10 protein-coding genes are annotated in these 12,501 nt (G+C 44.2%); 6 read left to right on the top strand and 4 right to left on the bottom strand.

Going from position 1 to position 12,501, the window contains the following annotated elements:
• Positions 1-126: 126 nt before the first annotated feature.
• Positions 127-684, bottom strand: a complete 558-nt coding sequence (locus tag KTR07_RS08545) for a hypothetical protein (RefSeq protein WP_008762925.1) — start codon at positions 682-684, stop codon at positions 127-129.
• A 183-nt stretch (positions 685-867) separates the two neighbouring features.
• Here KTR07_RS08545 and KTR07_RS08540 point away from each other — a divergent pair, with 183 nt between their 5' ends.
• Positions 868-3,480, top strand: coding sequence for a TlpA family protein disulfide reductase (locus KTR07_RS08540; RefSeq protein WP_008767534.1), 2,613 nt, complete (start codon positions 868-870; stop codon positions 3,478-3,480).
• A 5-nt stretch (positions 3,481-3,485) separates the two neighbouring features.
• On the opposite strand, the gene KTR07_RS08535 is transcribed toward KTR07_RS08540, so the two are convergent.
• Complete coding sequence (locus KTR07_RS08535; RefSeq protein ID WP_217315334.1) at positions 3,486-4,769, bottom strand: DUF2851 family protein; 1,284 nt, start codon at positions 4,767-4,769, stop codon at positions 3,486-3,488.
• Between the two features lie 83 nt (positions 4,770-4,852).
• Between KTR07_RS08535 and dapB the strand changes: the two genes are divergently transcribed.
• From dapB to KTR07_RS08515, 4 genes are read left to right on the top strand one after another with little or no spacing between them, the layout of a single operon-like run.
• The gene (gene dapB / locus KTR07_RS08530) at positions 4,853-5,617 is read left to right on the top strand and encodes a 4-hydroxy-tetrahydrodipicolinate reductase (RefSeq protein WP_008762922.1); all 765 of its coding nucleotides are present in this window, start codon (positions 4,853-4,855) and stop codon (positions 5,615-5,617) included.
• Positions 5,618-5,650: 33 nt separating this feature from the next.
• On the top strand, positions 5,651-7,132 hold the full coding sequence (lepB, locus tag KTR07_RS08525; RefSeq protein ID WP_103877811.1) for a signal peptidase I: 1,482 nt from the start codon (positions 5,651-5,653) through the stop codon (positions 7,130-7,132).
• 42 nt (positions 7,133-7,174) lie between these two features.
• Positions 7,175-8,113, top strand: coding sequence for a signal peptidase I (gene lepB / locus KTR07_RS08520; RefSeq protein ID WP_022471705.1), 939 nt, complete (start codon positions 7,175-7,177; stop codon positions 8,111-8,113).
• Between the two features lie 42 nt (positions 8,114-8,155).
• Entirely contained in the window at positions 8,156-8,785 is a 630-nt protein-coding gene (locus KTR07_RS08515) for a WbqC family protein (protein WP_008762919.1), read from the top strand.
• Positions 8,786-9,292: 507 nt separating this feature from the next.
• On the opposite strand, the gene KTR07_RS08510 is transcribed toward KTR07_RS08515, so the two are convergent.
• Positions 9,293-9,745 carry a hypothetical protein gene (locus KTR07_RS08510; RefSeq protein WP_016269254.1) on the bottom strand — a complete coding sequence of 151 codons (453 nt, stop codon included), beginning with the start codon at positions 9,743-9,745 and terminating at the stop codon, positions 9,293-9,295.
• 15 nt (positions 9,746-9,760) lie between these two features.
• Between KTR07_RS08510 and KTR07_RS08505 the strand changes: the two genes are divergently transcribed.
• On the top strand, positions 9,761-10,006 hold the full coding sequence (locus tag KTR07_RS08505) for a hypothetical protein (RefSeq protein WP_008767528.1): 246 nt from the start codon (positions 9,761-9,763) through the stop codon (positions 10,004-10,006).
• Between the two features lie 199 nt (positions 10,007-10,205).
• Here KTR07_RS08505 and KTR07_RS08500 read toward each other — a convergent pair whose 3' ends face one another.
• A complete protein-coding gene (locus tag KTR07_RS08500) occupies positions 10,206-12,500 on the bottom strand; it encodes a glycoside hydrolase family 3 C-terminal domain-containing protein (protein WP_217315332.1) in 2,295 nt (764 codons plus the stop codon).
• Position 12,501 lies beyond the last annotated feature (1 nt).

Genomic DNA, 12,501 nt, shown 5'->3' with positions numbered 1-12,501 from the left:
TTCATCTCCCGAATGCAAAGAAACCCCTCTTTTGTTGGAAAGAGGGGTTCAAATCGTACAAAATAGTTCAAATTATGTGCTATCTCTTATAAATAATGACCGATATGCTCTCTGCCGGTCCTGCCCTTAAGGGTGAAGTTCTTTAAAAGCCGCATTCTCTTCCTGCACGTGCTGAATGGTTTGTTTCAGCTCTGCAATCGGCAAATCATATCCATACCAGCCGGTATAACAGTCTACTACATACCATTTTCCATCGGGCAGCAATTCGAACTCCACACGTAAGTCGATCTCCGATTCTTCGTATCCCGCCTCAAATACCTTATGCGCCGGTTCGTTCAGCGTAAACTTAGATACATAAACACCGCCCTCTTCCTGAGTGATACGTTCTTCTTTCAGCGTTTCACTGTCCAGCAACGGCCACTTTTCCTTCGTAAAAGGGAACGTTTTCTCAGTTTCCCCGTCATCCGCCAATAAAGTAACCGGCGTTTTCAACGGAAACTTGACACGAGTATACTGAAACGCCGCACTGGAAGTAAACTTATCCAGAAACGACTTGAAATCTTCTCCTGTCTGTGCTGCTTCACTTTCTACTTTCGCCCTGGAGCTATTGCCACAGGAAATAAATGAAATACCTGCCAGCAATGACATGACCATCAAACAGCATGCAAACTTCTTAGCTCTCATAACACGATATAAATTAAGAGTTTAAAATAACGCTGCAAAGATAATGACAAGTTCAATATCTTGATACGAATCGGGAAGAAAATAGTTAAACTACTACAAATAATAAACTTACCACACCTCATTATTCCGGTATTAAAATACCTTTGTCATAAATCGAAATACTAACTTAAATAAAAACACACCATGAGACCCCCCTACTGTTTTCTCCTGATAGGTCTTTTGCTTTTATGCAGTACACAGACTATCGCTTTCGCCCAATCCGGCACTTATCAGACAATTCCCGAATCTTTGCGAGGCTACTGGCAATTTAAAGCAGACAATGTGTCTGACTGGAACGGTCCGCTCATCGGAGAGAATTTCGTAGAGAACTATTATGTCGTTTTTTATGCCGAACAGATAAAACAGGAAGCTGACGGCAGCTACTTCTTCCATTTACGCAATCAGAAAGGAGATACGACGGAATTCCGTATCACACCTACCGGCAATGACGCCGCCACCATCTGGTACAAAGGCTGGAAAGAGCCGAAGAACTGTATCCGCAAGCAAGTCCCCGACCACACGGAACCGCTCACTCCCCTTACATTGCCCGACCGTGTTTATCAGAAATGGGTGAAAGGATTATCCGGAAAAGTAATCTACGAATTCACCCGTGACGGAAAACTGCTCTATGACGGAAAAACATGGGATATCTTATCGGCCGGATATTTTCTCAATAAAGAATATCGGCTGCTCGTCAAAAGCGGAGAATCATACAAACTGCTTTACCTCAGCTTCCCCCTGCCGAAAACAATGAACGTAGCCGCTGAACTGCAAAATGAAAAAGTCTCTCCCATCGCCTCACACCCTGAAATATATGCTTTCGCCGGATGTTGGATCAATCAAGCAACCGGGGACTGGCGCATCGGATTCTTCGAAGACTTTGCTGTCTACCAATGTCAATTTTGGGATTATGAGTCGATAAACACCCAAAAGAATCAGACCACCATCATCCTGAAAAATGGAACAGAACAACTGAAAGTACGTTTAACTCGTAAAGATGAAACATCCTGCACCCTGTCTGTCGGAAAAGAAAAGGCACAGACATATGTTCTTTGTAACGACAAATATCTACCCGATTATCCGGTAGCTGATACCACTCCTTTCGTAGACAATGGTTATCAAACGGATAGCGTGACTCTCATCGGATACCTGCGTAACCTGCCTTCGACACGTCCTTTCGAAGTAGACGTACCGGATATGATCACCAATAATGAAGAAGAATATACAACCGAAATCGACTCACTTGGAAGGTTCACCCTCCGTTTCCCTGTATTGAACAGCCACAACGTGTTCATCGATTGGGGACGTACCACTATCTGTACATCCGTAGAGCCGGGAGAGACCTATTTCCTCTATGTGGACTTCGCTGACAAAAAGAAATTAGTGATGGGAGAAAAGGCACGTATCCTCAACGAACTGCTGGCCCACGAAGGACTCAGTGAATATATCGGCTACGACGAAGGAGAAAAAATGGAAAATATGGAATATTTGCAAAAGACGCAGGATATCATCCGTCATAAATCAGAATATCGTGCAAAGATGCTCAATGATCATCCGCTTCTCTCGCACAAGTTCCGCTATTACACAGAACAGGAAATCCGCTACAACGCCGCACGTGACCTGATGCAGCGCCGCTTTTCGGTAGACCGTAACAAGCAGGAGCATCTGCAACCGAAATTTATGAGTTATGTAGACTCGGCACTATATCCCCGTCCGGTAGAGCCTTATACGCTTCTCAGAGATTATGGTTCTTTCCTGCGGGATTACGTCGGATACATAACGGACATTGCTCCCGCTTCTTCAAACAGATTGACCGTGACTCCTCAAAAGATGGAAATGCTCTATCTCAAATTTGAAAGGGACGGAAAGATTCAGCTATCACAAGAAGAAAAAGACGCATTACACGCCTTCAGTAACTTCGAACAAGAAATTGAAAAAATGAAAGCTGCGAATACGGCTGACTCGCTGACAATGGCTGCCTACAACAAAAAGATGGAACCGAGCATCAAAACAATACAGAGCCTCGTAGGCAGAGACGAAATTTTCAATGACTATATGATGGGAAACTTGCTCGCTAATTCCATCAATCGTACCCTTGCTATCATTGACTCCCTGCAAATGGACGAAAAATTAAAGGAGATACTAAAGGCAAATTGCTATTATGAGATGTTGCAGCAGACTCACAAAGAATTGCCGGACAGCCTCATCAATAAATTCAAAGCAGAAGTTTCTAATCCTTCCCTACAGGCTTATGTATTAAACCAACAAGGGATATACGAAGAAATATCCCATAAGGCCATCGAATATCCCGAAAGCCTGATGCCTAACGAACCTCTGGCAGAGATCACAGACGGAGAACAATTATTCCGCAAAATCATTGAGCCTTATAAAGGGAAAGTGGTTTATCTGGATGTATGGGGCACCTGGTGCGGTCCGTGCAAGGACATGATGCAATATGCAGGAAGCGCCAAGAAACTGTTTGAGGGAAAAGACGTGATATTCTTATATCTCTGCAACCATTCCTCAGACAAATCGTGGAAAAACATTATCAAGGAATATGGACTGACCGGCAAAATTGCCGTCCACTATAACTTGCCCGATGAGCAGCAAAGGGCTATTGAGAAGTTCCTGCAGGTTCGCTCCTTCCCCACCTATATGTTGATAGACAAGGAAGGAAACATCGTAAACCGTGACGCCCCCAGACCCAACAGGGAAAATGATCTTCTCAATGCAGTCTATAAGTTATTAGAGAAATAAACGACTCATTTCTTCCGCAAATACTCGTATCCGAAACGGCAAAAGAGACATTTCCGTTTATCACAATACTCTTTGCGGAGCTGTATCAATGCCTGGCTATCTGCCGCCGAACCGACCGGTAGCCCGGCATCTCCCCACGACCGGATAATATGATTATTCTCCGCTTTCAACTCTTCCAGAAAACGTCCGGCACGATCACACATCCGCTCATCGGTTCTATGCAGACCATAAGCATATAAGAAAGGAACAACGGTATTAATCACAATCAAGTCCTGTGACTTCTCTCCCATCGATTTCTCTCTTTGCGGAGAAGGCCGGCCGAATATATAATGATTATCCCAATATGCAGAAGCATGAGTAGACAGTAATTGACGCACTTCCGGCAAGGTTTCTGCCTCCATCATCTGCGAAAAGAGCTTATCAACTTTCTGATACAAGTAGGCCAACTGTGCTAACCGAATATGGGGGAAGTTTTCCGGACGAAGCCTCAAAAAACGCCATAAACCGGCATCCATCACCTGAGTTATTTCAAACTTCCGTTGCAGATAGCGAAATTCCTTACGAAGCCGGAGACTATACTCATCTTCCTGCTCCTTCTTTAAAAACGCCTCCTCCAGCAAACCGGCCTGCCCAAAGAAAAAAGCCTCTATCTGAAACAGATCATTCCGATGCTTGTCTATCGCCCGGAACGGAAGCAACCCAGCCCATGTCTCAAAGGCATCACCATTCAAGCCAAAACCGAAATTACGGGCAAGAGTGATAAAGAAAGCATCTTCCCAATGACGGTCACATCGTTCCAGCCGTTCGGCAATTTGCCTTGCCTTTTGCTCCAGTCGTTCGGTCTGAAGAGCTGTCAGCCAGGAGTGAATCGTTAATTTGGATAAAGAGCTGATGATGGAATAGCAGGCAGGATATTGGTCGGCAATGCAGAGTTCATGATAATGGGTTTGTACATTCTCGGGACAGGTCAATAGCAGTTGGGGGATTTGCTCACCGTTGGAACGGGTTACTTCGGCGTCTGCCTCGGCCACTACATGCAGAATCACAGAATCGTATGTTTTATCATGGTCGTGACCGTGACGGTACCAGTCTGAAGAATGAGTATGTATCTCTATATTTCCCACCCACAATGTACCGTCTATCTTCAGCTTTGCATTAAAGAAGTCGGGACCGGCATCAGGGTTCTGCAGTCCGGAATCGATAATTTCTACCAGTAAGCCTTTGGTGGTTTGCAGTATTTTGAGAGGGAATAATTTATGTTTCCACACATAGTGGAGAAGGTGTTCCATGTTAACAGAAAGTTAATGTGCACTGCAAATGTAATAAAAATCTTATCTTTGCGACTATTATTTTGAATATAAGTCAGAAAACAATGAAAATAGCGTTGATCGGTTATGGAAAAATGGGCAAGGAACTTGAAAAGGCAGCCCTTAGTCGCGGACACGAAATTGTCTGCATTATTGATGTTGATAATCAGGAAGACTTTGAGTCGGAAGCATTCAAGTCCGCCGACGTAGCCATTGAGTTCACCAATCCGATGGTAGCCTACAGCAATTATATGAAAGCTTTCAAAGCCGGAGTCAAATTAGTATCAGGCAGTACAGGATGGATGGCGGAACATGGCGAAGAAATCAAAAAGCTATGTACCGAAGGAGGAAAAACCCTTTTCTGGTCGTCCAACTTCAGTCTTGGAGTAGCTATCTTCTCGTCTGTCAACAAGTATCTGGCAAAAATAATGAATCAATTCCCCGGTTATGACGTCACCATGAGCGAGACTCATCATATCCATAAACTGGATGCACCCAGCGGCACTGCCATCACACTGGCTGAAGGCATACTGGAAAACATGGACCGCAAAGACAAATGGGTAAAAGGAACGCTCCTTGCACCGGACGGTACCGTCAGCGGCACCGACGCCTGCGCTTCCAACGAGTTTCCTATCGACTCGATCCGTGAAGGAGAGGTTTTCGGCATCCATACCATCCGCTACGAGTCAGAAGTAGACAGCATTTCCATCACGCACGATGCCAAGAATCGCGGCGGCTTTGTATTGGGAGCCATCCTTGCTGCCGAATACACGGCCCAACATGAGGGATATCTGGGCATGAGTGATTTATTCCCATTCTTAAACGAATAAGGCTTCAAAGCCACTATCAAACGAATATAGATTATGAGACAAGCCACACGCACACAATGGATCAAATGCACCATTGCTATTCTCCTTTATCTCGCCTTCCTCATCTGGGTACGCAGTTGGTGGGGGCTGATTGTCGTTCCTTTCATCTTCGATATTTATATCACCAAGAAAATACCCTGGTCATTCTGGAAAAAATCGAAGAATCCTACCGTTCGTAATGTTATGAGCTGGGTAGATGCCATTGTCTTTGCATTGGTTGCTGTCTACTTTGTCAATATCTACATTTTCCAAAACTATCAGATTCCTTCCTCGTCTTTGGAAAAGTCATTGCTGGTAGGCGACTTCCTGTACGTCAGTAAGATGAGCTACGGGCCACGTGTGCCGAATACGCCGCTTTCCATGCCGTTGGCGCAACATACGTTGCCTATTTTAAATACCAAATCATATATCGAATGGCCTCAGTGGAAATATAAAAGAGTGCCCGGGTTCGGAAAAGTGAAACTCAATGACATTGTTGTCTTCAACTTTCCTGCCGGTGATACGGTAGCGCTCAACAATCAGCAAACAGATTTCTACTCTATAGCTTACGGTGAAGGTCAGCGCCTGTATCCCAAGCAGATAGAGATGGACAGTCTGACACGCCAGCAGCAACGTGCTGTTTACGATTTGTATTATAATGCCGGTCGCCAGCAGATTCTATCGAATCCGCGTGTTTACGGAGAGGTCGTTTATCGTCCGGTAGACCGCCGTGAAAACTATGTAAAACGCTGTGTCGGTCTGCCCGGAGATACGCTGCAGATCGTAGACGGTCAGGTCATGATTGACGGCAAGGCTATCGAGAATCCCGAAAATCTGCAGTTCAACTACTTCGTACAGACCACAGGCCCGTATATCACAGAAGATATGTTCCGTGAATTAGGCATCAGCAAGGCAGACCAGACATTGTATGATGATTCTTCATGGGAAGAAACCTTCAGACAGATCGGACTGGACAATCGGAATGCACAAGGAAAGATGGCTCCTATTTATCATCTTCCGCTGACGAAGAAAATGTACGAAACATTGTCCGGCAACAAAAAGCTCATCAGCAAGATCCTCATGGAACCGGAAGAGTATGCCGGACAGATGTACCCGCTCAACTTACATACCAAATGGAACCGTAACAACTACGGTCCGATCTGGATTCCCGCCAAAGGTGCTACTATCACTCTGACTGAAGATAACCTGCCTATCTACGAACGTTGTATTGTCGCTTACGAAGGAAATAAGCTGGAAATCAAGCCGGACGGTATTTATATCAACGGCGAGAAAACCGATCAATATACCTTTAAGATGGACTATTACTGGATGATGGGCGACAACCGCCACAATTCTGCGGACTCCCGCTATTGGGGATTTGTTCCTGAAGACCATGTAGTAGGTAAACCTATCGTTGTATGGCTGTCACTTGACAAAGACCGCGGATGGTTTGACGGAAAAATCCGTTGGAACCGCCTCTTCAAGTGGGTAGACTGATAAGGATACAGACGTGATAGAGTGATAAGGTGATAGAAATTGATGAACATTCGTAAATTCAAATGGATATTCGCATTCGCCGGAGCAATAGCCGTCGTGCTTCTGCTCCGGGGATTCGCTTTTACATCCTGCCTTATCCCTTCCACCGGTATGGAGAATTCACTTTTTCAGGGTGAACGTATTCTGGTCAACAAATGGAGCTACGGCCTGCGGGTTCCGCTGATGTCACTGTTCTCATATCACCGTTGGTGCGAGCGATCTGTCCGGCAACAAGATGTTGTAGTCTTTAATAATCCCGCCGCCATCGGGCAACCGACTATTGACCGAAGAGAAATCTATATCAGCCGTTGTATCGGTACTCCCGGTGATACCCTGCTTGTCGATTCCCTTTTCTCCGTATCCTCTCCCGAAGCGCAATTCAATCCGGATAAGAAGAGACTCTACTCCTATCCCGCTACTAAAGAGCAGTTGATCACTTCGCTTATGCAAACCCTTTCCATCACCAATGACGGACTGATGGGAAGCAATGACAGCACTCATGTCCGCAGTTTCAGCCGCTATGAATATTACTTACTGGAACAAGCGATCAGCGATCAGAACTGGATTCAGCCTTTGACGGAAAAGAGCGAAAAAGAGCTTAAACCGCTCATCGTTCCCGGCAAAGGGAAAGCACTACGAGTATATCCGTGGAATATCACATTGCTGCGAAATACCCTCGTGATGCACGAAGGCAAACAGGCGGAAATAAAGAATGATACGCTTTATATCGACGGAAAACCCACACAGCATTGTTTTTTTACCAAAGATTACTACTGGATGGCTTCCAACAATAGTGTCAATCTGTCCGATTCACGTCTGTTCGGATTCGTTCCGCAAGACCATATTATCGGGAAAGCATCACTAATCTGGTTCTCTAAAGAAAAAGGAACGGGAATCTTTGACGGATACCGATGGAATCGCTTCTTTCAGTCTGTAAAATAATTCACATGCATAGTTTTCAACATAACATCTGTACATAAAATAATGAGAATAGCTTATTTATCTTCTGCCTACCTTGCTCCAGTAGAATATTATACCAAACTATTGGAATATGATAAAATATATGTCGAACAACACGATCATTATATAAAGCAAACCTATCGCAACCGTTGTACGATTGCCGGACCTGACGGCGAACTGGCACTCTCCATTCCAACCGTCAAACCGGATACGCTGAAATGTCCAATGAAGGATATACGTATTTCCGATCACGGTAACTGGCGCCATCTGCATTGGAATGCCATCGAATCAGCCTACAACAGTACTCCTTACTTTGAATATTACAAAGACGACTTCCGCCCTTTCTACGAAAAGAAATACGAGTTTTTAGCCGATTTCAACGAGGAACTCTGCCAGCTGGTCTGTAAGTTGATAGACATTCAACCCTGCATTGAACGAACTTCAGAATATAAAACGGAATTCACAACAGAAGAAACAGATTTCCGCGAGATTATTCATCCTAAGAAAGATTTCCAGATAGCTGATCCAGAATTTATTCCGCATCCCTATTACCAAGTCTTTGATTCCAAACTCGGTTTTCTCCCTAATCTGAGTATTATTGACCTGCTTTTCAATATGGGACCGGAGAGTTTATTGGTATTAACAAGTAAATAACATTATAATAGCCAGACAAAGACATCAAACGTCCTGACACTACGTATCTTATCATACATCCCGGTAAGGTTAACAGGCGGACAAGCCTTGATTAATATCTTTTGTCCGCTTCCTGTTTTCGTTCCACGTACGTAAACCGTTGGGACTGCGTACGTGATCCCATCGGTTCACGTACATGAACTCATGGGATTACAGACGTGAAACGAAGAAATGTAACGACCGTACTACATTAATCTAACGTTGAAAACAGCTTAATAAACGTAGCACAAACTATTAAATGAACCGGCTTACCTGAATCAGGAAGGCAGAATCTCTTATGAAGGTGACAATAGAAAAGCGATTTTTCTCTATTATCACCCTATTGTCACCACCTATTATCACCCTTATCACGCTAAATTCCAGCACATTAAGTCTGAAAAGTGACAAGTGACAATAAGAATAACGTTTTTAACTCTGTAGAAAGAGACAAATTATAATCACCAGGTCACTATTATTTCCTTCAACAGATTACTCTTCATTCAGTCGATTCAGCAAATATCTGACATTCTCAAGATGTAAATGATTGACCTGGTACATCTGTTTATATTGCCAACTATTTTTAGTAGTATCAATAATACAATCTATAAAAGAGCCCATTATATTGGCACTTTGCATACGATTGGCATTTGAAACCTGCATATTCATCATATGCATACCAAATCCTTTAATCACATCTTTTACACTAATTTTCTTAAAATGATGAACTGCCTCGAAGGCTGCTACATTACCAAAAAGAACATTCTCTAAATCTTCCAGTCTTTGCCGATCCGAGCGTTCCACCAAATAACTGGATGGATTTATAAAACGATTGAGCGTAAGATAAAAGGTCATCATTTCATGATCAGAAGAAAAAATGGCATGCATGAATTGTGTTGCGTCCCCCGGACAAACAATCTGCTGGTTGTTTAAAACCTCCCTCATAAGAATTTAAATTAAATGGTAAATAAATTAAGTTCAACGGGGCTAAACAGAAAGGTGGTTTTAGATAATAAAAGAAGCGGTTCCGCCTGTCCCATTGCTCTTCACCATCCTACAACAGCAGTAGGTGCATTAACACTCTACATGGGGGTACGAAACCGCCATATAGAAGAATGGGACAAGCATAAAAAAGCCTGCCACATTGATACAGCAGGTTCCCCTGTTGTAGGTTTTGATAAAGAGCACTACAAAGATAGGATATAAATCAGAATAGGAAAAAGAAATTCATTCTAAATTGCATATACCACAGTAAAATGCAAGGTATAAGCCTTATTTCTAATCACAAGCCAAACTCGTTTCAAAGAAAAAGGAGAATGTTGTGACTCTCTCTTTTATAAGATAACAACATTCTCCCAGCAATCTGTTTTACCGGGGGAGGACCCCAGTTTTACCAAACGGATACCTATCTCAACTCAAATGGTACAATTCCTTTAATGTCTCTGGATGATGTTCCGATGACTGCTTCAAACTTACCCGGTTCTGCCATCCACTCGTGTTTGACATCATCGAAGAAGCTCAGGGCTTTTTTATCAATCGTCAGCGTTACAGCCTTCTCCTCACCCGGAGCTAGTTTTACTTTCTTGAAGCCTTTCAGTTCCTTGACCGGACGAGGCAGAGAGGATTTCTTATCGCTGACATAAAGCTGGATAACTTCCTGACCTTCACGAGTACCTGTATTCTTTACGTTGATCGTGAAAGAGATGGTATCATCGGCAGTCATCACCTTTTTGTCAGCCGAAGGTTTCCCGTAAGCGAAAGTAGTATAGCTCAATCCGTGTCCGAACGGGAAAAGTGGTTTGATCTTTTCTTTGTCTGCCCAGCGATAGCCTACAAAAATATCTTCACGATAGATTTCGTTTATGGTATCACCATTGTTCTTGGAGTGTGCCAGTTCTTCTTTATTCCCCGGATATTCACCCAGTGTATGTGCGCCTACGTCTTCCAGTCTTGCAGGAAAAGTAAAAGGAAGTTTCCCCGACGGATTAGCATCTCCTAGCAGTACCGAAGCAAGAGCTGTTCCGGCTTCCGAACCTAAGAACCAACCCTGAACAATAGCGGGCACTTCATTTACCCAAGGCATGGCAACCGCATTACCGGAGATGTTTACGACAATCAAGTTCTTATTTACTTTTGCCAACTCGCCAATCACTCTGTCCTGCGCATACGGCAATCCAAGGGATGCACGGTCCGAATCTTCGCAATCCTGATGATTGCTCTTGTTCAGGCCACCGAAGAAAATTACGTAATCCGCATCTTTAGACACTTCTACGGCCTCAGCAAGAAGTTCATCCTCCGAACGGTCGTCTTTCAAATCTTGTCCGGTCTGTACTCCATTATATTCCCCTGTCGGGTCACCAACGTATCCACGGGCATACAAAACTTCCGCCTGTGAACCTACGCGGTTCTTCAAGCCGTCCAAAGGAGATATCTCATATTTCACTTTCAGAGAAGAACTACCACCCCCTACAGTCATCATCTTAATGGCGTTTTCACCGATAACAGCAATCTTCCTGGATTTCTTCAAGTCAATAGGCAATACATTATCCTTATTCTGTAACAGTACAATTCCTTCTTCACCGATTTTTCGTCCGGCTTGTCCATGCTCGGGCGAAGCCAGAGAACCGAAAGGTTTATACGGGTTCATCGAAGTGCGGAAGATCAGACGGAGAATATTACTCACTTTTTCGTCCAGTTCTTTGGTTCCGACTGTGCCGTCCTGGATCAGTTTCAGGTAAGGATGTGCCAAATAGTAATTGTCATAAGCATTCCTTGTCCCGGCAGAAAGTCCGTTTGTCCATGAACCGAACTCCATATCCAGACCATTCGAAATGGCCTGGAAAGTATCATGTACTCCGCCCCAATCTGAAACGACGACACCATCAAAGCCCCATTCCTTACGCAGAATATCTTGCAGTAATCGCTTATTATGGCACGCATGCTGAGTCTTATAGAGCTTACCGGAGTCGGTATCTTCACTAAACGAATAAAGGTTGTAAGCTCCCATTATTGCCCAAGCACCACCTTCCTGAACGGCCGCTTTGAAAGCCGGAAGATAAATCTCATAAAGAGCACGGTCGCTCAAATGAACATTGGTGGTGTGACGGTTGAACTCCTGATTGTTTAATGCGTAATGCTTCACACAAGCAGCAACACCGTTTTCCTGTACTCCCTTAATATAAGGAACTACCATTATGGAAGACAGGTACGGATCTTCGCCCATATATTCAAAATTACGCCCATTCAACGGGGTGCGGTAGATGTTGACACCGGGCCCCAGGAGAATATCTTTTTTCCGGTAACGGGCTTCTTCGCCAATGCTCTTCCCATAAAGGTAAGACATTTCGGGATTCCATGTTGCAGAAAGGCAAGTCAATGCAGGATAGGCTATACAGGAATCGTTTGTCCATCCTGCCTGATCCCACTCATCCCATAATACTTCGGGACGGATGCCGTGAGGACCATCGGTTGCCCATACTTCGGGAATCCCCAGACGAGGGACTCCCGGTGAACTAAATTTAGACTGCGCATGAGTCATCTTCACCTTCTCTTCAAGTGTCATACGGCTCAGCGCATCTTTCACCCGTTCTTCGACAGGCTTGCTCGTGTCCAGATATACTGGTGTCTGCGCCATATTCATAGTCGGTAAAACGGCGGCTATAGACAAGCCAAGTAACGTTGCTTTAAATTTCATGTTCATA

The organism is Bacteroides sp. MSK.20.82 (genome assembly GCF_019052485.1).
In the GTDB taxonomy this organism is placed as follows: Bacteria; Bacteroidota; Bacteroidia; order Bacteroidales; family Bacteroidaceae; genus Bacteroides; species Bacteroides thetaiotaomicron.
The sequence above is the reverse complement of the archived record's forward strand: the minus strand, read 5'-3'. Positions and strand labels throughout refer to the sequence as shown.